We start from the raw sequence: 22,220 nt of genomic DNA, 5'->3' as shown, positions 1-22,220 counted from the left end.
CCTGCCCTGCGTGAGCAGGGCAGGCCTTCGTCGTAATCGGATGTGTCGAGAGGATCAGGGCCGGATTTCGATCAGCGTGCCGTCCTTGACCATGCTCCACACCTCGCGCATGTCGTCATTGCGCATGGCGATGCAGCCCTCGGTCCAGTCGAGGGTGTGGAAGTACCACTCGGGGTACTCCTCGTTGATCGGCGTGCCGTGGATCATGATCATGCTGCCGGCGGGCACGCCTTCGCTGCGGGCCTTGGCGGCGTCGGTGATGTTCGGGTAGGAGATGTGCATGGCCAGGTTGTAGCGGTCGCTGACCTTGCGCCAGTCAAGCCAGTACAGCCCTTCGGGGGTCTTCTTGTCGCCCTCGCGCTGCTTGGCGCCCTTGGGCTGCTTGCCCAGGGAGATGCGGTAGGTCTTGAGCGGCTCGCCGCGGCTGATCAACTGCAGGCGGCGTTCGGACTTGATCACCAGCACCTTGTCGATCAGCCGTTCCTGCTGGGCGCCGCCAGTGGCGGGCTGGGCCGGCGACTGCACGGCCGACGGTGTCTTGCGGATGATGGTCTCGGTGAAGGCGGCTTGCGACACCGAGGCGACACTGAGGCAGAAGAGGGCAAGCAGCCAGCGCATGAAACCGTATCCCTGAAGACTTAAATGGTGGGCGACGAAACGTTCATCGGCGGCAGGTATTCATGGCCTATGGGGTAGTGCTGCCTGATGCGGTCGCGATAATAGCATTCTAGTGTGCGTGTGACGGTGCGGAAAGCCAGCTCGCCCCAGGGGATCTCGTGTTCCTCGAACAGGCGCACCTCCAGGCTCTCGATGCCCACGGCGAAGTCCAGGTCGGCCAGCTCGGCACGGAAGAACACGTGTACCTGGTTGATGTGCGGCAGGTCGAACAGCTGGTACAGGCTCATCTCGGCGACCCGGGCGCAGGCCTCCTCGACGGTTTCGCGACGGGCGGCGGCATCCAGGGTCTCGCCGTTCTCCATGAACCCGGCGGGCAAGGTCCAGAAGCCCCGGCGCGGCTCGATGGCGCGGCGGCACAGCAGCACCTGGGAACGCCAGGTGGGCAGCACCCCGGCGACGATGTTGGGGTTCTGGTAGTGGATGGTCTGGCAATGGTCGCAGACATACCGCAGGCGGCTGTCGCCTTCGGGGATCCGCTGGGTGACCGGTTGGCCGCACGCGCTGCAGAATTTCATGCTTACATTCATTCCAATGGGGTCGGACTATCTTGGCGCGCCCGGCCCGCCCACCGCAAGCGGCCTGCGGGCGGGGCTTGGGTGCCTCGCGGCTTTGGTGCATCATGCAAGGCAGGCCTTGGACACGAGAGTGCGTAATGCTGGATGAGCTTCTTCGCCGAATGAGCAACCATACCCCCGCGTCACTGGAGACGGACCGCCGTTTCCCAGAAGCGGCGGTGTTGTTGCCCATTACCCGTAGCGAAGAGCCGGAGCTGGTGCTGACCCTGCGCGCCCAGGGCCTGTCGACCCACGGCGGCGAAGTTGCCTTTCCTGGCGGTCGGCGCGATCCGGAAGACCCCGACCTGGTGTTCACCGCCCTGCGCGAGGCCGAGGAAGAAATCGGCCTGCCGCCCGGGCTGGTCGAGGTGATCGGGCCGCTGAGCCCGGTGATCTCGTTGCACGGCCTGAAGGTGACACCGTTCGTCGGTTTGATCCCCGACTATGTCGAGTACCGCGCCAATGACGCCGAAATTGCCGCAGTGTTCACCGTGCCGCTGGCGTTCTTCCGTCAGGATCCCCGTGATCACACCCATCGCATCGACTACCAGGGGCGCAGCTGGTACGTGCCCAGCTACCGTTACGGCGACTACAAGATCTGGGGCTTGTCGGCGATCATGATCGTCGAACTGGTCAACCTGCTGTTCGATGCCGGCATCAGCCTGCACCAGCCACCCGAGCGTTTCATCAAGAACTGAGCGGGGTACACCCCGCCACCGCGTTCAACCGTGAGGAGCGATACATGAAATACCGCCTGGGCGACCTGCGGGTCGAGACCCATCCCGAGAGCTGGACCGCGCCCAACGCCGCGCTGATCGGCAAGGTGCGCCTGCAGGCGCGTGCCAGCGTCTGGTTCGGCGCGGTGCTGCGCGGCGACAACGAGCTGATCGACATCGGCGAGGACAGCAACGTCCAGGACGGCACGGTGATGCACACCGACATGGGGGCGCCGCTGACCATCGGCCGTGGCGTGACCATCGGCCACAACGCCATGCTGCACGGCTGCACGGTCGGGGACTACAGCCTGATCGGCATCAACGCGGTGATTCTCAACGGGGCGCGGATCGGCAAGCATTGCATCATCGGCGCCAATGCGCTGATCCCCGAAGGCAAGGAAATTCCCGACGGTTCGCTGGTGATGGGCTCGCCGGGCAAAGTGGTGCGCGAGCTTACCGAGCAGCAGAAGCGCATGCTCGAGGCCAGCGCCGCGCACTACGTGCACAACGCCCAGCGCTATGCGCGTGAGCTGGTGATCGATGAAGACTGACGAACGGCCCGTGGCCTCGCCCTGCGTCAGCATCTGCGCGCTGGACGAGCAGGATATCTGCACCGGGTGCCAGCGCACGGTGGACGAGATCACCCGCTGGGGGCGGATGGACAACGAGCAGCGCCGGGAGGTGCTCAAGAAATGCCATGAGCGGGCGCTGGCGGCGGGGCTGGTGATTGGCCTGTAACACGGGACGCCGGTGGCGTGGGAGCGGGCTTGTCCCACGATGGGGCCGGCGCTAATCTGTGCGGCTGGCCCACCGAACGCAAAGACCATGTTCTATCTCATCGCCTACATCAGCAGCGTGGTGCTGATCAACTACGCCTTTTCCAGCGCGCCGCACCTGGACGTGATCTGGTCCGCCTGGGGCGGATTGGTGTTCATCCTGCGCGACATGGTGCAGACCCGCTACGGCCACGGCGCGTTGCTGGCCATGCTGGCGGCGCTGGTGCTGTCCTACGCGACGTCGGAGCCGGCCATCGCCCTGGCCAGCGCCACCGCGTTCTTCGTCTCCGAGCTGATCGACTGGCTGGTGTTCAGCGTCACCCGACGGCCTTTGCGTGACCGCCTGTGGCTGAGTTCGGCGCTGAGCATCCCGGTCGACACCTTCATCTTCTTCGGCATGATCGGCGCGCTGACCCCGGCGGTGATCGGCACGGCGCTGGCCTCGAAGTTCGCCGGGGTAACGGCGGTCTGGTTGATCATGGCCTGGCGGGCACGGCGCGCGGTGGCCACATCCTGATGTAGAATACCGGTCCATTTTTCAGCGGGCGGCAGCCAGCGTGGCGCGGCCCCGGACGCCTTCGAGGACCTGAAATGACCCGTATCGGAACCCCATTGTCGCCCACCGCGACCCGTGTACTGCTGTGCGGCTGCGGCGAACTGGGCAAGGAAGTGGTGATCGAGCTGCAGCGCCTGGGTGTCGAGGTGATTGCCGTGGACCGTTACGCCAACGCGCCGGCCATGCAGGTCGCGCACCGCAGCCATGTGATCAACATGCTCGACGGCGTCGCCCTGCGCGCGGTGATCGAGGCTGAGAAACCGCACTACATCGTGCCCGAGATCGAGGCCATCGCCACCGCCACCTTGGTCGAGCTGGAAAACGAAGGCTTCAACGTGGTGCCCACCGCCCGCGCCACCCAGCTGACCATGAACCGCGAAGGCATCCGCCGCCTGGCGGCCGAAGAGCTCGACCTGCCGACTTCGCCGTATCACTTCGCCGACACCTACGAGGACTACGCCAAGGCCGTGGCCGACCTGGGCTACCCGTGCGTGGTCAAGCCGGTGATGAGCTCCTCGGGCAAGGGCCAGAGCCTGCTGCGCGGGGACGAAGACCTGCGAAAAGCCTGGGACTACGCCCAGGAAGGTGGCCGCGCCGGCAAGGGCCGGGTGATCATCGAGGGCTTCATCGACTTTGAGTACGAGATCACCCTGCTGACCGTGCGCCATGTGGGCGGCACCACTTTCCTCGCGCCGGTCGGTCACCGTCAGGAGAAGGGCGACTATCAGGAGTCCTGGCAACCCCAGGCCATGAGCCCGAAGGCCTTGGCCGAGTCGCAGCGGGTGGCCCAGGCGGTCACCGATGCGTTGGGCGGGCGTGGTCTGTTCGGCGTGGAGCTGTTCGTCAAGGGCGACCAGGTGTGGTTCAGCGAGGTCTCGCCGCGTCCGCACGACACCGGCCTTGTGACCCTGATCTCCCAGGATCTGTCGCAGTTCGCCCTGCATGCCCGGGCCATTCTCGGCCTGCCGATCCCGGTGGTGCGCCAGTTCGGTCCATCGGCCTCGGCGGTGATCCTGCCGGAAGGCCAGTCGCAGCAGACCAGCTTCGCCAACCTCGGCGCCGCCCTGAGCGAGCCGGATACCGCCATTCGCCTGTTCGGCAAGCCTGAGATCAACGGCACCCGCCGCATGGGCGTGTGCCTGGCTCGCGACGAGTCGGTCGAGGCCGCCCGGGCCAAGGCGACCCGTGCTTCGCAAGCCGTGAAAGTCGAGTTCTGACCTGAAACGATCGCGGGGCAAGCCCGCTCCCACGCCAGTATCAGCCTGGCGTGGGAGCGGGCTTGCTCCGCGATTGCTTCAAAGCTCGGTATTGCGCGTCTCTTTCAGGCACAACACGGCAATCAGGCTGATCACCGCCGCCACTGACACATACCCTCCCACCCAGCTCAATCCCCCTATGCTCACCAGCTTCTGGGCAAAGAACGGTGCCGCCGAGGCGCCGACGATACCGCCCAGGTTGTAGGCCGCCGAGGCGCCGGTGTAGCGCACATGGGTCGGGAACAGCTCGGGCAGCAGCGCGCCCATCGGCGCGAAGGTCACCCCCATCAGGAACAGCTCGATGGCCAGGAACAGCGCCACGCCCGTGGTAGAGCCCGAGGTCAGCAGCGGTTCCATGGTGAAACCCGAGGCGATCGCCAGCAGGCCGCCGACCACCAGCACCGGCTTGCGCCCGTAACGGTCGCTGAGCCAGGCCGACAGCGGCGTGGCCAGGGCCATGAACACCACCGCGAAGCACAGCAGGCCGAGGAAGGTCTCGCGACTGTAGCCGAGGGTGGTCACGCCATAGCTGAGCGAGAATACCGTGGAGATGTAGAACAGCGCATAGCACACCACCATGGCCGCCGCGCCCAGCAGGGTCGGCAGCCAGTAGCGGGCGAACAGGTCGACCACCGGCATCTTCACCCGTTCGTGACGGGCGACCGCTTTGGCGAACACTGGGCTTTCCTCCAGCTTCAGGCGCACGTACAGGCCGACCAGCACCAGCGCCGCGCTGAGCAGGAACGGAATGCGCCAGCCCCATTCGCGGAACTGCTCGTCGCTGAGCACCAGGGCCAGGGTGAGGAACAGGCCGTTGGCGGCGAGAAAGCCGATCGACGGGCCCAGCTGCGGGAACATGCCGAACCAGGCGCGCTTGCCCTGTGGCGCGTTCTCGGTGGCCAGCAGCGCCGCGCCGCCCCATTCGCCGCCCAGCCCCAGGCCTTGGCCGAAGCGCAGCAGGCAAAGGATGATCGGCGCCCAGACGCCGATGCTGTCATAGCCGGGCAGCACGCCGATCAGCGTGGTGGACACGCCCATCAGCAGCAGCGAGGCGACCAGCGTCGACTTGCGCCCGATGCGGTCGCCAAAGTGGCCGAACAGCGCCGAGCCGAGCGGGCGGGCGAGGAAGGCGATACCAAAGGTGAGAAAGGCAGCGAGCATCTGCGCGGTGCCGGAGCCTGACGGGAAGAATACCGGCCCGATCACCAGCGCGGCAGCGGTGGCGTAGACGTAGAAATCGTAGAATTCGATGGCGGTGCCGATGAAACTGGCGGTGGCCACCCGGGCCGGCGAATTGACCGGTGTTGCCGAGGCAGGTTCGGCGTAGGTGCTGCTGGTAGTCATGCGAAGGTCCCTGACAGTCATGCTCCATGGGGCACGGCCCATGTGACGGGCACACGGGAGCCGGAGCGTATTGTTGTTGGTCGCGCGACTGACGATAGCCCAGGGGATAGGCGGTGAGCGGTTGCTGTTCGGGGTGCTGAAGCAGGACCGCGGGGCGTGTCAGTGGTGCGGACTGGCCGTCGGGCGCTGGGTGCGGATAGCGGGCGGGACGGCAGGGCTGGGTAAGCGTGTTTCGAGTATAGCTAGCGAGTCAGTGTCCAGACCAGTACCTTGCTCGCGCAATTATCCTCGGTTTCGAGGATTTCCAGCCGATATCTGCCAATTTTGAGACATACCGCGCTTGCCGGGATGCTTTCCAATGCCTCGGTGACCAGCCCGTTGAGGGTTTTCGGCCCGCCGTCGCAGGGCAGGTGCCAGCCAAGGGTGCGGTTGATCTCGCGCAGCGAGGCCGTCCCCTCGATGACGAAGCGGCCATCGGGTTGGGGGTGGACGTGAGGGTTGTCCAGGCTCTGCTCGTCCTCGAACTCGCCGACGATCTCCTCGAGGATATCCTCCAGGGTGACGATGCCCAGCACCTCGCCGTACTCGTCCACCACCACGCCCATGCGCCGCTGCTGCTTGTGGAAGTTCAGCAACTGCATCTGCAGCGGGGTGCTTTCGGGGACGAAGTAGGGTTCGTAACAGGCCGCCTGGAGTTTCTCAGGGGTCAGCTCGGCTCGCGGCAGCAGGTGGCTGATCAGCTTGGTGTTGAGTACCGCTTCGACCTGGTTGATGTCGTTGTGGTAGACCGGCAGGCGGGTGTGACGGCTGACGATCAGTTGCTCGATGATGCGTTCGATGGGGTCGTCGAGGTTGATGCCGTCGACTTCGTTTCGTGGCACGAGGATGTCGTTGACGGTGATCTTGTCCAGTGCCTGCAGGCCTTCGAGCAGGCCGTGGCGGGTGCTGTCAGTCGGGCCGTCCTCGTCGAAGTCGTCGTCTGCTTGCGGATGCAGGGCCACCGCCGTGGGTTGCGCGCGGAACGGGCGCAGGATCTGCTTGGCGCAGCCGTCGAGCAGGCAGCCCAGCGGCTGCAGCAGCGCCAGCGGCCATTTAAGCAGGTTATCGCCCAGACTCAGGAAGGCTTGCGGGTCGCGGCGGGCCAGGCGGCGTGGCAGGTAGTCGGCGAGCACCAGCAGGGTGAAGGCGGCCCCGAGGCCCGCCAGCCAGAAACCGTGCTCACCGTCGTAGCGCTGGCCGATCAGGCAGGCCAGGCCCAGCACCAGCAACTTGCCGAGGCTGGCGCCGAGCACCAGGCCCTGCGCGGGGAGAGTGGCGTCGCCCTGGCCAGTGGCTTGCTGGCGGGCGCTGTCGACCGCGGTGAACAACGCCGACCACAGCAGCGCCAGTGCGATGATGCCGAGCAGCGGGGCGTACGGCAGGGTGTCCATGGGCGACCGTCAGATATGCAGGATGAATTCGCGGACCAGCTTGCTGCCGAAATAGGCCAGCATCAGCAGGCAGAAGCCGGCCAGGGTCCAGCGGATAGCCTTGTGCCCGCGCCAGCCGAGGCGGGTACGGCCCCACAGCAGCACGCTGAACACGATCCAGGCCACGCAGGCCAGCAGGGTCTTGTGCACCAGATGCTGGGCGAACAGGTTGTCGAGGAACAGCCAGCCGGAGATCAGCGACAGCGACAGCAGCACCCAGCCGGCCCAGAGGAAGCCGAACAGCAGGCTTTCCATGGTCTGCAGCGGCGGGAAGTTGCGGATCAGCCCGGACGGATGCTTGTGTTTGAGCTGGTGGTCCTGCAGCAACAGCAGCAGGGCCTGGAACACGGCGATGGTGAACAGACCGTAGGCCAGGATCGACAGCAGGATGTGCGCGAGAATGCCGGGCTCTTCGTTGATCAGCGGCACCGTGCCGGGCGGGGCGAACTGGGCCAGCAGCGCGGTCACCGCGCCAAGCGGGAACAGCAGCACCAGCAGGTTCTCCACTGGGATGCTCAGGCAGGCGAGCAGGGTCAGGCCGATCACCGCCACGGCGATCAGGCTGGCGGCGCTGAAGAAGTCCAGGCTCAGGCCCAGGGGCGTGATCAGCTGGAAGAACAGGGCGCCGCCCTGGGCGACCACCGCCAACGTGCCGAGCAGGCCCAGCAGCCGTTTGTCGGCGCGGGCGCCACGGGCCAGCCCGGTGGCCTGGTAGACGGACGCGGCCAGATAGAGGAAGGCAGCGAGCAGATTGGGGATGAGGCTGGGTGAAGAGAACATAAGTCCTGGCAGGCAAGCCCTAAAGGGACGGAGTTTGGCATAGATCGCGGTGGGCAAGGAAGACTGCGTGTCAATCGTGGGGCTAGCCGGTGGTCCCGAGCGAGGTGTGCGTAGGAAGCAGTCTCCGCTATAATCGCCGCCTTGCTCTGCCCGGCGCGTGTACATGTTCACCTGGGCATCTGAAAAACCTCGGCTTCACTGGGCCTGAAAGGATCACCATGTTCGAAAACCTGACCGACCGCCTGTCACAGACGCTACGCCATGTCACCGGCAAGGCCAAGCTGACCGAAGACAACATCAAGGACACGCTGCGCGAAGTGCGCATGGCCCTGCTCGAGGCCGACGTCGCCCTGCCGGTGGTCAAGGATTTCGTCAACAGCGTCAAGGAGCGCGCGGTCGGCACTGAGGTGTCGCGCAGCCTGACGCCAGGCCAGGCCTTCGTGAAGATCGTCCAGGCCGAGCTGGAAAGCCTGATGGGCGCGGCCAACGAAGAGCTGACGCTCAACGCCGCGCCGCCTGCCGTGGTGCTGATGGCCGGTCTGCAAGGTGCCGGTAAGACCACCACCGCCGGCAAGCTGGCGCGTCACCTGAAAGAGCGCAAGAAGAAGAGCGTGATGGTGGTGTCGGCCGACGTCTACCGTCCGGCGGCGATCAAGCAGCTCGAAACCCTGGCTAACGATATCGGGGTGACCTTCTTCCCGTCCGATATCAGCCAGAAGCCAGTGGCCATCGCCGAGGCGGCGATCCGCGAGGCCAAGCTCAAGTTCATCGACGTGGTGATCGTCGATACCGCCGGTCGCCTGCATGTCGACGCCGACATGATGGACGAGATCAAGGCCCTGCATGCTGCGGTCAAGCCGATCGAGACCCTGTTCGTGGTCGACGCCATGACCGGCCAGGACGCGGCCAACACCGCCAAGGCCTTCGGCGACGCCCTGCCGCTGACCGGCGTGGTGCTGACCAAGGTCGACGGCGACGCCCGTGGCGGTGCCGCGCTGTCGGTGCGCGCCATCACCGGCAAGCCGATCAAGTTCATCGGCATGGGCGAGAAAACCGAGGCCCTGGAGCCGTTCCACCCTGATCGCATTGCCTCGCGCATCCTTGGCATGGGCGATGTGCTCAGCCTGATCGAGCAGGCCGAGCAGAACATCGACAAGGCCAAGGCCGACAAGCTGGCCAAGAAGCTGAAGAAGGGCAAGGGCTTCGATCTCGAGGACTTCCGCGACCAACTGCAGCAGATGAAGAACATGGGCGGTCTCGGCGGCCTGATGGACAAGCTGCCGAGCATCGGTGGCGTGAACCTGTCGCAGATGGGCAATGCCCAGGGCGCGGCCGAGAAGCAGTTCAAGCAGATGGAGGCGATCATCAACTCCATGACGCCGGCCGAGCGTCGCGACCCCGACCTGATCAGCGGTTCGCGCAAGCGCCGCATCGCCCTCGGTTCCGGCACCCAGGTGCAGGACATCGGTCGCTTGATCAAGCAGCACAAGCAGATGCAGAAGATGATGAAGAAATTCTCCGCCAAGGGCGGCATGGCCAAGATGATGCGTGGCCTTGGCGGGATGCTGCCGGGTGGCGGCATGCCGAAACTGTAAAAGAATCCGGCGGGCTTCCTTATATGAGGAAGTCTGCCAGACCCCCGCTATGGCGGGATCATGGCCGCCGCGAGGTGGCCCAAACCGGCAGAACTGATCGGCAGGCCCCGGCATTGCCGAAAAAGGCATTTGCAAATGTCCGTGTATTCCCCGAGAATATGCGGCCTTTTGGGCACCCGTGTGCCCATTGGGCATTCAGTTTTGCAGCACCGACTATAGGAACGATGTTCACATGGTAACCATTCGTCTGGCCCGTGGCGGCTCGAAAAAGCGCCCATTCTACCACCTGACCGTGACCAACTCGCGTAACGCCCGTGACGGCCGTTTCGTTGAGCGCGTTGGCTTCTTCAACCCGATCGCATCGGGCGCCGAAGTCAAGCTGTCGGTCAACCAAGAGCGCGTCACCTACTGGCTGAGCCAGGGCGCACAGCCGTCTGAGCGTGTTGCTCAGCTGCTGAAGGAAGCTGCCAAGGCTGCAGCCTGAGCAGTATGAACGCGACGCCAGAAAAGGCTGACGACCTCATCGTCGTTGGCAAGATTTTTTCGGTTCACGGCGTTCGCGGCGAGGTGAAGGTGTATTCCTTTACCGATCCGATTGAAAACCTGTTGGATTATCCGCGCTGGACGCTCAAGCACGAAGGCAAGGTAAAACAGGTCGAGCTGGTCAGCGGTCGTGGCTCCCAGAAGGGCCTGGTCGTAAAACTCAAAGGCCTCGATGATCGTGATGAAGCCCGTCTTCTGAGCGGTTACGAAATCTGCATACCGCGGAGCCTTTTACCCAACCTGGCAGCCGACGAGTACTACTGGTACCAGTTGGTGGGCCTGAAGGTCATCAATCAGGACGAACAGCTGTTCGGCAAGATCGATCACCTGTTGGAGACCGGCGCGAACGATGTAATGGTGGTCAAACCCTGCGCAGGCAGCCTGGATGATCGCGAGCGTCTGTTGCCCTATACCGGGCAATGCGTGCTGGCAATCGACCTGGAAGCAGGCGTAATGCGGGTTGAGTGGGACGCGGACTTCTAGACGATGGGTAACCTTCGCGTAGACGTCATCACGTTGTTCCCCGAGATGTTCTCGGCCATCACGGAGTACGGCATTACCAGCCGCGCGGTGAAACAGGGGTTGCTGCAAGTGACCTGCTGGAATCCGCGGGACTACACCACAGATCGCCACCACACCGTGGACGATCGGCCGTTTGGCGGTGGTCCGGGCATGGTGATGAAGATCAAGCCTCTGGAAGACGCCCTGGTTAGCGCCAGGCAGGCGACCGGAGCATCGGCAAAGGTGATCTACCTTTCGCCACAAGGCCGCAAGCTGACCCAGCAAGCGGTCAAAGGCCTGGCCGAACAGGAATCGTTGATCCTGATCGCCGGTCGTTATGAAGGCATCGACGAGCGCTTTATCGAGGCTCATGTCGATGAGGAGTGGTCGATTGGCGACTATGTGCTTTCCGGTGGCGAGCTGCCGGCCATGGTACTGATCGATGCGGTTACACGGCTGCTGCCCGGAGCTTTAGGGCATGTGGACTCGGCGGAGGAAGACTCTTTCACCGACGGTCTGCTGGATTGCCCGCACTACACCCGACCCGAGGTGTATGCGGATCAGCGTGTTCCCGACGTGTTGCTAAGTGGCAACCATGCACATATCCGGCGTTGGCGGATGAAGCAGTCCCTTGGTAGGACCTTCGAACGACGCGCCGATCTTCTGGAAAGTCGCTCGCTTTCTGGAGAAGAGAAGAAGCTGCTCGAGGAATACATCCGCGAGCGGGACGATAGTTAAACGTATCGATGGTGGATCAAGTATCCATCTTAGGAGCACAGCATGACCAACAAGATCATCCAGCAGCTCGAAGCCGAGCAGATGAGCAAAGAGATCCCGACCTTCGCACCAGGCGACACCGTTGTCGTCCAGGTTAAAGTGAAGGAAGGCGACCGCTCGCGTCTGCAAGCGTTCGAAGGCGTCGTTATCGCCAAGCGTAACCGCGGTCTGAACAGCGCCTTCACCGTGCGCAAGATCTCCAGCGGCGTTGGCGTAGAGCGTACCTTCCAGACCTACAGCCCGCAGATCGACAGCCTGGCCGTGAAACGTCGTGGTGACGTGCGTAAAGCCAAGCTGTACTACCTGCGCGACCTGTCCGGCAAAGCCGCTCGCATCAAGGAAAAACTGTCCTGAGTACAGTTTGCCTGGCGGCCTAGGCCGCCTTGCGAGAAAAAAGCAGCCTTCGGGCTGCTTTTTTGTTTTCTGAAACCCGCCCTTGCGATGTGACCGAAAATGACCACCCGAGACCAGGAAATCCAGCGCCGCACCGAGTTTTCGGTGACCCGCGTGACCAAAGCGGTGTTCCCCAACACCACCAACCACCACAACACCTTGTTCGGCGGTACCGCCCTGGCGTGGATGGACGAAGTGTCGTTCATTGCCGCCACCCGATTCTGCCGGCTGCCACTGGTGACCGTGTCCACCGATCGTATCGACTTCAAGCACCCGATCCCGGCCGGTTCGATCGTTGAGCTGGTGGGCACGGTGATCAAGGTCGGCAACACCAGCCTGCAGGTGCAGGTGGATGTGTTCGTCGAGAACATGTACCTCGACGGGCGGGAGCGGGCGATCCATGGCGTGTTCAGCTTCGTCGCCATCGACGAGGACAAGCGCCCGGTGCCGGTGCTGCCGTTGGCCTGATTGCCGGGCCATTCGTAAGTCAATGCGCTACGGGCTGCTCGGTCAGTTCCGGCTCCACCAGCGCCACCAGTGTCCACCCAGGCTGCGGCTTGAGAGGGTTGTCCGGGCTGGCCACATGCACCCAGCCTTGCCCGTCCCGGGCGAACAGCAGCGTGGCCCGCGGGCCATGCAGGTGCTGGTAGTCGTCCCAGCCGAAGGCCTCGGTCAACGTGGTGCTGTACAGCTCGGCACCCTGGTGCAACAGCTTGGCCAGTTGCCCATAGGTCATCGGGCTCGACCCGAGTAATTGTCCGCGATGTTCCTCGCTGGCCCGATGCTTGTCACTGCGCTTTTTTTCAAGACCGCTGGCCAGCACGAACAATCGGGCCTGGCCAAAGTCATGGCGAAAGCGCGCGCAGGCCAGGGCGTTGAGCTCGCCCGCCGGTGACAGCCCCAGCAGATGGCCCAGGCCGACCAGGTCGAGGTGGGCGTCGGCGTGCTGCGAGGCGGGGTTGCCGAAGTAGGTCGGCAGGTTGTCCATGCGCGCGGCGCGGATGTTCTCCCAGCTCGAGTCGGTCAGCAGCACCCGGCAACCCAGTTGCTGCAGGGCCTTGGCGATGACCCGCGCAGGCGGGTTGGCGCCGACCACGAGAAACCCGCTCGGCGCCGGTTCCGCCACCTTCAGCAGGCGCGCCAGGGGCCTGGCGGTGGCGCTTTGCAGCACCACGGTGCCGATGATCACGGCGAAGGTCAGTGGCACCAGCAGCAGCGCGCCTTCGTGCCCGGCCTGGTCGAGGCGAATGGCGAAAATCGCCGATACGGCCGCCGCCACGATGCCTCGTGGCGCGATCCAGGCCAGCAATGCCCGTTCCCGCCAGCTCAGTGGCGAGCCCAGGGTCGACAGCAGCACGTTAAGCGGTCGCGCCAGCAACTGGATCACCAGCAGCAGTCCCAGTACCGCCGGCCCCAGGGCCAGCAACGCGTGCAGGTCGAGCCGCGCGGCCAGGAGGATGAACAGGCCGGAGATCAGCAGCACGCTGAGGTTTTCCTTGAAATGCAGGATCTGCCGCACGTCCACGCCGGGCATGTTGGCCAGCCACATGCCCATGACCGTGACCGCCAGCAGCCCCGATTCGTGGACGATCTGGTTGGCGGCGATGAAGATGCCCAGCACCGCCGCCAGCGAGGCCAGGTTGTGCAGGTATTCCGGCAACCACTGTTCGCGCATGACCTGCCCGAGCAGCCAGCCACCGGCAACCCCCAGCGCACTGCCGCAGAAGATCACCCCGGCGAAGGTCGCCAGGCTGTGGCTGAGGCCTTCGCCGGCGGCGCTGGCGATGATGAAGCTGTAGACCACCACCGCCAGCAGCGCGCCGATCGGGTCGATGACAATGCCTTCCCAGCGCAGGATGTTGGCGATCGCCGCCTTCGGCCGCACCACCCGTAGCATGGGCACGATCACCGTGGGGCCGGTGACCAGGGTCAGGGTGCCGAACAGGATCGCCAGGGGCCAGTCGAAGCCCAGCAGCCAATGGGTGGCCAGGGCGATCACCAGCCAGGTGCTCAGCGCGCCGACGGTGACCAGGCGGTGCACCACGCTGCCGATCTCGCGCCATTGCGACAGGTGCAGGGTGAGGCTGCCTTCGAACAGGATCAGCGCCACCGCCAGCGACACAAGCGGCATCAGCAGCGGGCCGAACAGCGCCTGCGGCTGCAGCCAGCCCAGCACCGGCCCGGCGAGGATGCCGCACAGCAACAGGAACAGGATCGCCGGCAGTTTCAGGCGCCAGGCCAGCCACTGGCAGAGCAGGGCGGCGGCGCCGATGCCGCCGACACTCAAAAGAATTTGCTGTTCGTTCACGCGGGCTCCCTCTGCATGCCGTGTTATGAAAGACTAAGCGTCATTTCGTCGTTTGCCACCGAGTCTTCATGCCTGCACTGGACCACCCCCTGATCGACCAGTTCCTCGATGCCCTCTGGCTGGAGAAGGGGCTGTCCGACAACACCCGCGCTTCGTATCGCAGCGACCTGGCGCTGTTCAATGGCTGGCTGCAGGAGCACGGCGTGGCACTGCCTGATGCCGGGCGCGAGCTGATCCTCGACCACCTGGCCTGGCGTTTCGACCAGGGCTACAAGCCGCGCTCGACCGCGCGCTTTCTTTCCGGGGTACGCGGGTTCTTCCGTTACCTGCTGCGCGAGCGGCTGGTCGCTGTCGACCCGACGTTGCAGGTGGACATGCCGCAACTGGGCCGGCCCCTGCCCAAGTCGCTGTCGGAGGCCGATGTCGAGGCCCTGTTGCAGGCGCCGGATCTCGGCGAGGCTATCGGCCAGCGCGACCGCGCCATGCTCGAGGTGCTTTATGCCTGTGGCCTGCGGGTGACCGAGCTGGTCAGCCTGACCCTGGACCAGGTCAACCTGCGCCAGGGCGTGCTGCGGGTGATGGGCAAGGGCAGCAAGGAGCGCCTGGTGCCGATGGGCGAGGAGGCGGTGGTGTGGCTCGAACGCTACCTGCGCGATGGCCGCGCCGAGCTGCTCAATGGGCGCCCCAGCGACGTGCTGTTCCCCAGCCAGCGCGGCGAGCAGATGACCCGCCAGACTTTCTGGCACCGTATCAAGCACCAGGCGCGGGTGGCCGGCATCGACAAGCCGCTGTCGCCGCACACGCTGCGCCACGCCTTTGCCACGCACCTGCTCAACCATGGCGCCGACCTGCGCGTGGTGCAGATGCTGCTGGGCCACAGCGACCTGTCCACCACGCAGATCTACACCCATGTGGCCAAGGCCCGGCTGCAGCAGTTGCACGCCGAACACCATCCACGTGGATGAATGCTTTTCATGTTCCGCCGACCGGTGCCTGAGTACCCCTACTGCGCCAGTTTGTTGTGGTAGGCTTGGACGGTTTGTTGCAAGGGCCGAATGTTCGCCACCCGCCAGGGTCAAGCAACGCCCCCACGGCCCCGTCCGCCTTCAGGAGTACCCCATGCGCGTGACCCAGATTTTCGCCGCCGCCGCCCTGGCGCTGGCCAGTACCTTTGCCGTCGCCGCGGCCACCGATGCCAATGCCGGTGCCGAGCAGGCGATCCGCAAGTCCTTGCAGAACCTCGAGCTGGAAGTGCCTGTCGAGAGCGTCAGCAGCAGCCCGCTCAACGGCCTGTACGAAGTCAAACTGCAGGGCGGTCGCGTGCTGTACGCCAGCGCCGACGGCCAGTTCGTCATGCAGGGCTACCTGTTCCAGATCCAGGACGGCAAGCCGGTCAACCTCACCGAGAAGACCGAGCGCCAGGGCATTGCCAAGCTGATCAACGGCATTCCGGTCGGCGAGATGGTGGTCTACCCGGCCAAGGGTGAAACCAAGTCGCATATCACCGTGTTCACCGACACCACCTGCCCGTATTGCCACAAGCTGCACGCCGAAGTGCCGGAGCTCAACCGTCGTGGTATCGAAGTGCGCTATGTCGCCTTCCCGCGCCAGGGGCTGGGTTCGCCGGGTGATGAGCAGTTGCAGGCGGTATGGTGCTCCAGCGATCGCCGCGCGGCGCTGGACAAGATGGTCGACGGCAAGGAGATCAAGGCCGCCAAGTGCGCCAACCCGGTCAGCAAGCAGTTCCAGCTGGGCCAGTCGATTGGTGTAAATGGCACGCCGGCGATCGTTCTACAGAATGGCCAGGTGATTCCGGGTTACCAGCCGGCGCCGCAAGTGGCCAAGCTGGCCCTGGCAGAGAGCAAGTAATCAATTCAGTACGCCGTCGTCATGGGGTGACGGCATGTTTCACGGTCGGCGCAGGTGCCGGCCGTTCTATGGGGAGTTCACAGTGAAACCGGTCAAAGTAGGCATCTGTGGGTTGGGGACCGTCGGTGGCGGAACCTTCAATGTACTTCAGCGCAACGCCGAGGAGATCGCCCGCCGTGCCGGGCGCGGTATTGAAGTGGCACAGATTGCCATGCGCTCGCAGAACCCGAACTGCCAGATTACCGGTACCCCCATTACCGCTGATGTGTTCGAAGTCGCGAGCAACCCTGAGATCGATATCGTCATCGAATTGATTGGCGGCTACACCATCGCCCGCGACCTGGTGCTCAAGGCCATCGAAAACGGCAAGCACGTGGTCACCGCCAACAAGGCGCTGATCGCCGTGCACGGCAACGAGATCTTCGCCAAGGCCCGCGAGAAGGGCGTCATCGTCGCCTTCGAAGCCGCCGTGGCCGGTGGCATCCCGGTGATCAAGGCGATCCGCGAGGGCCTGTCGGCCAACCGCATCAACTGGCTGGCCGGCATCATCAACGGCACCGGCAACTTCATCCTTACCGAGATGCGTGACAAGGGCCGCGCTTTCCCCGACGTGCTGGCCGAAGCCCAGGCACTGGGTTATGCCGAGGCCGACCCGACCTTTGACGTCGAAGGCATCGACGCCGCGCACAAGCTGACCATCCTGGCGTCCATCGCCTTCGGTATCCCGCTGCAGTTCGACAAGGCCTACACCGAGGGCATCACCCAGTTGACCACCGCCGACGTCAACTACGCCGAGGCCCTGGGCTACCGCATCAAGCACCTGGGCGTGGCCCGTCGCACCGCCGACGGCATCGAGCTGCGCGTGCACCCGACGCTGATCCCCAACGATCGCCTGATCGCCAACGTCAACGGCGTGATGAACGCGGTGATGGTCAACGGCGACGCCGCTGGTTCCACCCTGTACTACGGCGCAGGTGCCGGCATGGAGCCGACCGCGTCGTCGGTAGTCGCCGACTTGGTGGACGTGGTCCGTGCAATGACTTCCGACCCGGAGAACCGCGTGCCGCACCTGGCGTTCCAGCCGGACGCGCTGTCGGCTCATCCGATCCTGCCGATCGATGCCTGTGAAAGTGCCTACTACCTGCGTATCCAGGCCAAGGACCACCCGGGCGTGCTGGCCCAGGTCGCCAGCATCCTTTCGGAGCGCGGCATCAACATCGAGTCGATCATGCAGAAGGAAGCCGAGGAGCAGGACGGCCTGGTACCGATGATCCTGCTCACCCACCGTGTGGTCGAGCAACGCATCGACGACGCCATCGTCGCCCTGGAAGCGCTCCAGGACGTGGTCGGCAAGGTCGTGCGCATCCGCGTCGAACAGCTCAATTAATTCCGGCGGCGGGCCGCGACGGCGGCCCGCGCCCAGCATCGAAGGTTTGCACCCATGCGCTATATCAGTACCCGCGGCCAGGCTCCGGCCCTGAACTTCGAAGACGTCCTGCTGGCGGGCCTCGCCAGCGACGGCGGCCTGTACGTGCCCGAGAACCTGCCGCGCTTCACCCAGGAAGAAATCGCCTCCTGGGCGGGCCTGCCTTACCACGAACTGGCCTTCAGGGTGATGCGTCCGTTCGTCGAAGGCAGCATCGCCGACGCCGACTTCAAGAAGATCCTCGAAGAGACCTACGGCAACTTCGCCCACGCCGCGGTCGCGCCGCTGCGCCAGCTCAACGGCAACGAGTGGGTCATGGAGCTGTTCCACGGCCCGACCCTGGCATTCAAGGATTTTGCCCTGCAGCTGCTCGGCCGCCTGCTCGACCATGTACTGGTCAAGCGCGGCGAGCGCGTGGTGATTGTCGGCGCCACCAGCGGTGACACAGGTTCGGCCGCTATCGAAGGCTGCCGCCGCTGCGACAACGTCGACATCTTTATCCTGCACCCGCACCAGCGCGTGTCGGAGGTGCAGCGCCGGCAGATGACCACCATCCTCGGCGACAACATCCACAACATCGCCATCGAGGGCAACTTCGACGACTGCCAGGAGATGGTCAAGGCCAGCTTCGCCGACCAGTCGTTCCTCAAGGGCACCCGCCTGGTGGCGGTCAACTCGATCAACTGGGCGCGGATCATGGCCCAGATCGTCTACTACTTCCACGCAGCCCTGCAGCTCGGCGGCCCGGCACGTTCGGTGGCGTTCTCGGTGCCGACCGGCAACTTCGGCGATATCTTCGCCGGCTACCTGGCGCGCAACATGGGCCTGCCGATCAGCCAGCTGGTAGTGGCGACCAACCGCAACGACATCCTGCACCGCTTCATGAGCGGCAACCAGTACGTCAAGGATTCCTTGCACCCGACCCTGTCGCCGTCGATGGACATCATGGTCTCGTCCAACTTCGAACGCCTGCTGTTCGACCTGCACGGTCGCAATGGCGCCGCAGTTGCCCAACTGATGGACACCTTCAAGCAAGGCGGCGGCTTCAGCGTCGAGCAGGATCGCTGGACCGAGGCGCGCAAGCTGTTCGACTCGCTGGCCGTCACCGACGAGCAGACCTGCGAGACCATCGCCGAGGTGTTCAAGGCCACTGGTGAAGTTCTCGATCCGCACACCGCGATCGGCGTCAAGGCCGCCCGCGAGTGCCGCCGCAGCCTGGATACGCCGATGGTGGTGCTGGGTACCGCGCACCCGGTCAAGTTCCCCGAGGCGGTGGAGAAGGCTGGTGTCGCCAAGGCCCTGGAGCTGCCGGCGCACCTGAGCGACCTGTTCAGCCGTGAGGAGCGCTGCACGGTGCTGGCCAACGACCTGAAGACGGTGCAGGCCTTTGTTAGCCAGCATGGCAATCGCGGCAAGCCACTCTAAGAGCAAACCGATACGAGAAAGCCCGTCCTGAACGGGCTTTTTTGTGCCTGTCATCCACAGGCTCGAGATTTCAGATTTTTCCCATGTAGTTAGATACCTCTCCCTACTAAAGTGGATGCTTCCACCTATAAGCCTCAATGCTCCAAGGGGGGCACATGCATCAGCTCAATGTCCTTATTCACCAGGCCAGGCCCTACTATCAGATGGTGTTGCACCAGGCCTTCAATGCCCAGGGTGTCTACAACGTCCGGCTTACCGATGACGTAGCGGCCGCGACGAGGCTGCAGCGGCCGGTGGATGTGCTGGTGCTCGATCAGGGCATGCCCAGGCGTCACGCCCTGCGTCTGTTCAAGTACCTGGTGCAGGCCTCCTGCGCGGGTGGGTTGTTGTTTGTCGGGTGTGCCGGCGCAGGGGATATCGACCTGGCGCTCGAAGCTCGCCAGCATGGCTTGAACGTGCTGGCGGAGCTGTCCTGGCCGATGTCGATGGTAGGGCTGGAGCAGGCCTTGGAGCGCCTCTAGTCGGCCGCCGATTGGGGGCATCGAAATTGTCACGTTGGCTGCGCATGCTCAGGGTAACGGGCCAGGGCGAACTTTCCGTCGGGCCTGGAGGTCAGTTTCCTTACCTTAGCCAGCGAGTGATCCGGATGGAAAGAGTCTGCAGACTGCTCAACGAAGCCCTCACCCCTTACCAGGCCCAGCTCGGCACGGCCGATAGCCGTGGCTGCCGTCAGTTGACCCTCTATGACGAGCACGGGATGCTGATCCTCCAGCGCGGAGTCTGCGCACGTCAGTTGGTGGAGCAGCAGTTGCTGATCGACCTGGTCGATGGCCTGCACCGTGACCTGCAGATCGCCGAAGGCCGCCTGCAGCCTTGTGTGATCGCCGCCCTGCAACATCAACGACAGATGCAGGGAACCTTTGCCTGATACGCCCATCAGAATCAGCAAGGGCTGTCCGATGGTGCTTTGCTCCGGTACCGTCAAGACTGTCACTGGAAGCCCCGAGGGCTTTCGCTTGACCCCGGTCGTCCTCCCCAGCGGCCGGGGTTTCTTTTTGCCTCGAGTCTGCAGGTTTCCTGGAGCGTCAGCGTAGCGGCTGTTCGCTCTGCTCGAAGAAATGCCTGGCCTGCTCCAAATAGCCCTCGCGCAGCCCTGGGTCCAACCAGTGGGCATAAAGTTCGGGCAAGGTATCCCGACGCAAGGTCGGCAGCATCTGGTCGATGTGAGCAATCGCCTCACGCCCCAGAGGGGTGTCCGAGCAGCCAATATGCAGGAATTGGTAGTGGTTCACGCCAAGGATGGGGTGGAAACTATAGTCGTCCAGCGAGCCATTGTGCTGCTGGATCAGGTAACGCATCTCGGGCCAATAGCCGAGCACCAGTTGCAGGCGCCCCAATTGCTGCATCTGCAGCAGACTGGCTGTGGCATCGTTGCCGTAGTGACGGCTGAAGGCGGTATCGGGCAGTTGCCGCAGGACCTCGTCGACCTGCGTGCTGTAGCTGCGCTCCGCGACGATGCCCAGTTTGAGTCGGGTCTCGGTCAGCAAGCGCTGCAGGTCGACCTGTTGGCCTTCGAGGTAGGGCGCCAGCAGCGCCTGATCCTGCTTGCGCACGATCAGACCCGTGCTGAGCACGCCCAGCGATGGCTGGGAAAAATGCACGTATCTGGCGCGCTCGGGGGTCCACAGCAGGGTCGGGTCGCAGGTGAAACTGGGCTCCTGGAGCATCTGCAGGCCCCGGGCTCGGTTGACCCGGACGATGCTGTGGTCGTACTCGGGCATCCGGGCGATCAGCATCGGCAACAGTTGGTCGATCACTCCCTGGCCCTTGGACGGCCCTTCGAAGATGGTGAATGGCGGCAGGTCGCGTACCAGCCACAAAAGGCGTTCTCTGGCCTCGGCCACCTGACCCACGAGTGCGGTCAGCAACAGGCAGAGTACGATGGGCAGATGGCGGATACCCATGGGGCGTGGGTCACACCGTACCGGCCGCGCGCAGGCGGGCAATGGCGGCAGCGTCGTAGCCCAGGCCGGCCAGTACCGTGGCCGTATGTTCGCCCAGTGCCGGGCCGACCCACTCGGCGGACCCGGGGGTGTCGGACAGCTTGGGTACGATGCCCGGCATCTTGAAGGGCTTGCCGTCCGGCAGCCGAGCCTGGAGGAACATTTCGCGGGCGAGGAATTGCGGGTCACCGAGCATGTCCTCGGCGGAGTAGATGCGGCTGGCCGGTACTTCAGCCTCGTTCAGCGTTTGCATTACTTCGGTGAGTGGCAGGCTGTTGACCCAGCGGTCGATGACGCCGTACAGCTCGTCGCGGCGGGCATCACGGCCGTCGTTGGTGGTCAAGGCCGCATCGTTGGCCAGGTCGTCGCGGCCGATGGCCTGCATGAAACGCTTGAAGATCGCGTCGCCGTTGGCGCCGATCTGCACGTGACGGCCATCGGCGGTGGTGTGGATGCAGGAGGGGGTGATGCCCGGCATGATGTTGCCGGTGCGTTCGCGGATGAAACCGAACACATCGAACTCCGGGACCATGCTCTCCATCATGGCGAAGATCGCCTCGTACAGCGCCACGTCCACCACCTGGCCCGCGCCACCGTTGACCTCGCGATGACGCAGGGCCATCAGCGCGCCGATCACGCCCCACAGCGCGGCAATGGAGTCGCCGATGGAGATCCCGGTACGCACCGGTGGGCGGTCCTCGAAACCGGTGATGTAGCGTAGCCCGCCCATGGACTCGCCGACCGCGCCGAAGCCCGGCTGGTCTTTCATCGGCCCGGTCTGGCCGAAGCCCGACAGGCGCACCATGACCAGGCGTGGGTTGAGGGCATGGAGCACGTCCCAGCCCAACCCCAGCTTTTCCAGCACGCCAGGGCGGAAGTTCTCGATCAGGATGTCAGCGTCGGCCAGCAGGCGCTTGAGCACGTCACGGCCTTCCGGGTGCTTGAGGTTTAGGGTCAGTGACTGCTTGTTGCGCGCCTGGACGAACCACCACAGCGAGGTACCCTCATAGAGCTTGCGCCACTTGCGCAGCGGGTCGCCGCCATCGGGGGATTCGACCTTGATCACCTCGGCGCCGAATTCGGCGCAGATCCGCGAGGCGAAGGGGCCGGCGATCAGGGTGCCGAGCTCGATGACTTTCAGGCCGGCGAGGGGTTTGCTGGGCGTAGGCATGGGGCATCCGTGGCGGCTGGGCGTGAGGGCAGGTTGTATCACAGCTCGGCGATGGCAGGTATATCGGCGTTGTCTGATCC

General features: G+C 64.4%; 25 protein-coding genes. 17 read left to right on the top strand and 8 right to left on the bottom strand.

Annotation, left to right across the window (positions count from 1 at the left end):
* Positions 1 to 54 precede the first annotated feature (54 nt).
* Both K5H97_RS23185 and K5H97_RS23180 read right to left on the bottom strand, forming a co-directional pair.
* Positions 55 to 618, bottom strand: coding sequence for a L,D-transpeptidase family protein (locus tag K5H97_RS23185; protein WP_028691600.1), 564 nt, complete (start codon positions 616 to 618; stop codon positions 55 to 57).
* Between the two features lie 20 nt (positions 619 to 638).
* Entirely contained in the window at positions 639 to 1,193 is a 555-nt protein-coding gene (locus tag K5H97_RS23180) for an NUDIX hydrolase (protein WP_028691599.1), read from the bottom strand.
* Positions 1,194 to 1,330: 137 nt separating this feature from the next.
* Here K5H97_RS23180 and K5H97_RS23175 point away from each other — a divergent pair, with 137 nt between their 5' ends.
* The 5 genes from K5H97_RS23175 (at position 1,331) to purT (ending at position 4,497) form a co-directional block, all read left to right on the top strand.
* Positions 1,331 to 1,930 (top strand): CoA pyrophosphatase, encoded by a 600-nt coding sequence (locus K5H97_RS23175; RefSeq protein WP_028691598.1) that lies wholly within the window; start codon positions 1,331 to 1,333, stop codon positions 1,928 to 1,930.
* A 44-nt stretch (positions 1,931 to 1,974) separates the two neighbouring features.
* Positions 1,975 to 2,499 (top strand): gamma carbonic anhydrase family protein, encoded by a 525-nt coding sequence (locus K5H97_RS23170; protein WP_028691597.1) that lies wholly within the window; start codon positions 1,975 to 1,977, stop codon positions 2,497 to 2,499.
* Positions 2,489 to 2,686: a DUF1289 domain-containing protein gene (locus K5H97_RS23165; protein WP_028691596.1), complete on the top strand. Its 198-nt coding sequence runs from the start codon at positions 2,489 to 2,491 to the stop codon at positions 2,684 to 2,686. Before K5H97_RS23170 ends, K5H97_RS23165 begins: the two co-directional genes overlap by 11 nt.
* Before the next feature lie 87 nt (positions 2,687 to 2,773).
* The gene (locus tag K5H97_RS23160; protein WP_028691595.1) at positions 2,774 to 3,241 is read left to right on the top strand and encodes a VUT family protein; all 468 of its coding nucleotides are present in this window, start codon (positions 2,774 to 2,776) and stop codon (positions 3,239 to 3,241) included.
* Positions 3,242 to 3,315: 74 nt separating this feature from the next.
* Positions 3,316 to 4,497, top strand: a complete 1,182-nt coding sequence (gene purT / locus K5H97_RS23155; RefSeq protein ID WP_028691594.1) for a formate-dependent phosphoribosylglycinamide formyltransferase — start codon at positions 3,316 to 3,318, stop codon at positions 4,495 to 4,497.
* 78 nt (positions 4,498 to 4,575) lie between these two features.
* Here purT and K5H97_RS23150 read toward each other — a convergent pair whose 3' ends face one another.
* The 3 genes from K5H97_RS23150 to K5H97_RS23140 all read right to left on the bottom strand — a co-directional run bounded on the left by K5H97_RS23150 (position 4,576) and on the right by K5H97_RS23140 (position 8,129).
* Complete coding sequence (locus K5H97_RS23150) at positions 4,576 to 5,880, bottom strand: MFS transporter (RefSeq protein WP_028691593.1); 1,305 nt, start codon at positions 5,878 to 5,880, stop codon at positions 4,576 to 4,578.
* A gap of 242 nt (positions 5,881 to 6,122) precedes the next feature.
* Positions 6,123 to 7,310, bottom strand: coding sequence for a transporter associated domain-containing protein (locus K5H97_RS23145; protein ID WP_028691592.1), 1,188 nt, complete (start codon positions 7,308 to 7,310; stop codon positions 6,123 to 6,125).
* 9 nt (positions 7,311 to 7,319) lie between these two features.
* Positions 7,320 to 8,129, bottom strand: coding sequence for a cytochrome C assembly family protein (locus K5H97_RS23140; RefSeq protein WP_028691591.1), 810 nt, complete (start codon positions 8,127 to 8,129; stop codon positions 7,320 to 7,322).
* A 218-nt stretch (positions 8,130 to 8,347) separates the two neighbouring features.
* On the opposite strand from K5H97_RS23140, the gene ffh reads away from it, so the two are divergent.
* The 6 genes from ffh (at position 8,348) to K5H97_RS23110 (ending at position 12,406) form a co-directional block, all read left to right on the top strand.
* Positions 8,348 to 9,724 carry a signal recognition particle protein gene (gene ffh / locus K5H97_RS23135; RefSeq protein WP_028691590.1) on the top strand — a complete coding sequence of 459 codons (1,377 nt, stop codon included), beginning with the start codon at positions 8,348 to 8,350 and terminating at the stop codon, positions 9,722 to 9,724.
* 232 nt (positions 9,725 to 9,956) lie between these two features.
* Positions 9,957 to 10,208, top strand: a complete 252-nt coding sequence (gene rpsP, locus K5H97_RS23130) for a 30S ribosomal protein S16 (RefSeq protein ID WP_011535318.1) — start codon at positions 9,957 to 9,959, stop codon at positions 10,206 to 10,208.
* A gap of 5 nt (positions 10,209 to 10,213) precedes the next feature.
* The gene (gene rimM / locus K5H97_RS23125; RefSeq protein WP_028691589.1) at positions 10,214 to 10,750 is read left to right on the top strand and encodes a ribosome maturation factor RimM; all 537 of its coding nucleotides are present in this window, start codon (positions 10,214 to 10,216) and stop codon (positions 10,748 to 10,750) included.
* 3 nt (positions 10,751 to 10,753) lie between these two features.
* A complete protein-coding gene (gene trmD / locus K5H97_RS23120; RefSeq protein WP_028691588.1) occupies positions 10,754 to 11,506 on the top strand; it encodes a tRNA (guanosine(37)-N1)-methyltransferase TrmD in 753 nt (250 codons plus the stop codon).
* Positions 11,507 to 11,548: 42 nt separating this feature from the next.
* Positions 11,549 to 11,899 carry a 50S ribosomal protein L19 gene (gene rplS, locus K5H97_RS23115; RefSeq protein ID WP_011535315.1) on the top strand — a complete coding sequence of 117 codons (351 nt, stop codon included), beginning with the start codon at positions 11,549 to 11,551 and terminating at the stop codon, positions 11,897 to 11,899.
* A gap of 99 nt (positions 11,900 to 11,998) precedes the next feature.
* Positions 11,999 to 12,406: an acyl-CoA thioesterase gene (locus K5H97_RS23110; protein WP_028691587.1), complete on the top strand. Its 408-nt coding sequence runs from the start codon at positions 11,999 to 12,001 to the stop codon at positions 12,404 to 12,406.
* Positions 12,407 to 12,425: 19 nt separating this feature from the next.
* Here the strand turns inward: K5H97_RS23110 and K5H97_RS23105 are convergent, their stop codons facing one another.
* Entirely contained in the window at positions 12,426 to 14,246 is a 1,821-nt protein-coding gene (locus tag K5H97_RS23105; protein WP_028691586.1) for a cation:proton antiporter, read from the bottom strand.
* A 68-nt stretch (positions 14,247 to 14,314) separates the two neighbouring features.
* On the opposite strand from K5H97_RS23105, the gene xerD reads away from it, so the two are divergent.
* The 6 genes from xerD to K5H97_RS23075 all read left to right on the top strand — a co-directional run bounded on the left by xerD (position 14,315) and on the right by K5H97_RS23075 (position 19,894).
* Positions 14,315 to 15,211: a site-specific tyrosine recombinase XerD gene (gene xerD / locus K5H97_RS23100; protein WP_028691585.1), complete on the top strand. Its 897-nt coding sequence runs from the start codon at positions 14,315 to 14,317 to the stop codon at positions 15,209 to 15,211.
* 154 nt (positions 15,212 to 15,365) lie between these two features.
* On the top strand, positions 15,366 to 16,115 hold the full coding sequence (locus K5H97_RS23095) for a thioredoxin fold domain-containing protein (protein WP_028691584.1): 750 nt from the start codon (positions 15,366 to 15,368) through the stop codon (positions 16,113 to 16,115).
* An 82-nt stretch (positions 16,116 to 16,197) separates the two neighbouring features.
* Entirely contained in the window at positions 16,198 to 17,502 is a 1,305-nt protein-coding gene (locus K5H97_RS23090; RefSeq protein WP_028691583.1) for a homoserine dehydrogenase, read from the top strand.
* A 54-nt stretch (positions 17,503 to 17,556) separates the two neighbouring features.
* Entirely contained in the window at positions 17,557 to 18,966 is a 1,410-nt protein-coding gene (gene thrC / locus K5H97_RS23085) for a threonine synthase (protein ID WP_028691582.1), read from the top strand.
* Positions 18,967 to 19,121: 155 nt separating this feature from the next.
* Complete coding sequence (locus tag K5H97_RS23080) at positions 19,122 to 19,487, top strand: response regulator (RefSeq protein WP_036986284.1); 366 nt, start codon at positions 19,122 to 19,124, stop codon at positions 19,485 to 19,487.
* A 125-nt stretch (positions 19,488 to 19,612) separates the two neighbouring features.
* On the top strand, positions 19,613 to 19,894 hold the full coding sequence (locus tag K5H97_RS23075; RefSeq protein WP_028691581.1) for a DUF3509 domain-containing protein: 282 nt from the start codon (positions 19,613 to 19,615) through the stop codon (positions 19,892 to 19,894).
* A 157-nt stretch (positions 19,895 to 20,051) separates the two neighbouring features.
* On the opposite strand, the gene K5H97_RS23070 is transcribed toward K5H97_RS23075, so the two are convergent.
* Both K5H97_RS23070 and K5H97_RS23065 read right to left on the bottom strand, forming a co-directional pair.
* Positions 20,052 to 20,930 (bottom strand): TIGR02285 family protein, encoded by an 879-nt coding sequence (locus K5H97_RS23070; RefSeq protein ID WP_028691580.1) that lies wholly within the window; start codon positions 20,928 to 20,930, stop codon positions 20,052 to 20,054.
* A gap of 10 nt (positions 20,931 to 20,940) precedes the next feature.
* The gene (locus K5H97_RS23065; protein ID WP_028691579.1) at positions 20,941 to 22,140 is read right to left on the bottom strand and encodes a CaiB/BaiF CoA transferase family protein; all 1,200 of its coding nucleotides are present in this window, start codon (positions 22,138 to 22,140) and stop codon (positions 20,941 to 20,943) included.
* Positions 22,141 to 22,220 lie beyond the last annotated feature (80 nt).

The sequence above is a fragment of the Pseudomonas mosselii genome (assembly GCF_019823065.1).
In the GTDB taxonomy this organism is placed as follows: Bacteria; Pseudomonadota; Gammaproteobacteria; order Pseudomonadales; family Pseudomonadaceae; genus Aquipseudomonas; species Aquipseudomonas mosselii.
The sequence above is the reverse complement of the archived record's forward strand: the minus strand, read 5'-3'. Positions and strand labels throughout refer to the sequence as shown.

Coding starts and splice junctions, on each gene's coding strand:
- rpsP (WP_011535318.1), top strand. CDS start 9,957: ATGGTAACCATTCGTCTGGCCCGTGGCGGCTCGAAAAAGCGCCCATTC.
- K5H97_RS23095 (WP_028691584.1), top strand. CDS start 15,366: ATGCGCGTGACCCAGATTTTCGCCGCCGCCGCCCTGGCGCTGGCCAGT.
- K5H97_RS23180 (WP_028691599.1), bottom strand. CDS start 1,193: ATGAAATTCTGCAGCGCGTGCGGCCAACCGGTCACCCAGCGGATCCCC.
- K5H97_RS23170 (WP_028691597.1), top strand. CDS start 1,975: ATGAAATACCGCCTGGGCGACCTGCGGGTCGAGACCCATCCCGAGAGC.
- rimM (WP_028691589.1), top strand. CDS start 10,214: ATGAACGCGACGCCAGAAAAGGCTGACGACCTCATCGTCGTTGGCAAG.
- K5H97_RS23165 (WP_028691596.1), top strand. CDS start 2,489: ATGAAGACTGACGAACGGCCCGTGGCCTCGCCCTGCGTCAGCATCTGC.
- K5H97_RS23185 (WP_028691600.1), bottom strand. CDS start 618: ATGCGCTGGCTGCTTGCCCTCTTCTGCCTCAGTGTCGCCTCGGTGTCG.
- rplS (WP_011535315.1), top strand. CDS start 11,549: ATGACCAACAAGATCATCCAGCAGCTCGAAGCCGAGCAGATGAGCAAA.
- K5H97_RS23080 (WP_036986284.1), top strand. CDS start 19,122: ATGCATCAGCTCAATGTCCTTATTCACCAGGCCAGGCCCTACTATCAG.
- K5H97_RS23070 (WP_028691580.1), bottom strand. CDS start 20,930: ATGGGTATCCGCCATCTGCCCATCGTACTCTGCCTGTTGCTGACCGCA.
- trmD (WP_028691588.1), top strand. CDS start 10,754: ATGGGTAACCTTCGCGTAGACGTCATCACGTTGTTCCCCGAGATGTTC.
- K5H97_RS23175 (WP_028691598.1), top strand. CDS start 1,331: ATGCTGGATGAGCTTCTTCGCCGAATGAGCAACCATACCCCCGCGTCA.
- thrC (WP_028691582.1), top strand. CDS start 17,557: ATGCGCTATATCAGTACCCGCGGCCAGGCTCCGGCCCTGAACTTCGAA.
- K5H97_RS23140 (WP_028691591.1), bottom strand. CDS start 8,129: ATGTTCTCTTCACCCAGCCTCATCCCCAATCTGCTCGCTGCCTTCCTC.
- K5H97_RS23145 (WP_028691592.1), bottom strand. CDS start 7,310: ATGGACACCCTGCCGTACGCCCCGCTGCTCGGCATCATCGCACTGGCG.
- xerD (WP_028691585.1), top strand. CDS start 14,315: ATGCCTGCACTGGACCACCCCCTGATCGACCAGTTCCTCGATGCCCTC.
- purT (WP_028691594.1), top strand. CDS start 3,316: ATGACCCGTATCGGAACCCCATTGTCGCCCACCGCGACCCGTGTACTG.
- K5H97_RS23065 (WP_028691579.1), bottom strand. CDS start 22,140: ATGCCTACGCCCAGCAAACCCCTCGCCGGCCTGAAAGTCATCGAGCTC.
- ffh (WP_028691590.1), top strand. CDS start 8,348: ATGTTCGAAAACCTGACCGACCGCCTGTCACAGACGCTACGCCATGTC.
- K5H97_RS23110 (WP_028691587.1), top strand. CDS start 11,999: ATGACCACCCGAGACCAGGAAATCCAGCGCCGCACCGAGTTTTCGGTG.
- K5H97_RS23075 (WP_028691581.1), top strand. CDS start 19,613: ATGGAAAGAGTCTGCAGACTGCTCAACGAAGCCCTCACCCCTTACCAG.
- K5H97_RS23150 (WP_028691593.1), bottom strand. CDS start 5,880: ATGACTACCAGCAGCACCTACGCCGAACCTGCCTCGGCAACACCGGTC.
- K5H97_RS23160 (WP_028691595.1), top strand. CDS start 2,774: ATGTTCTATCTCATCGCCTACATCAGCAGCGTGGTGCTGATCAACTAC.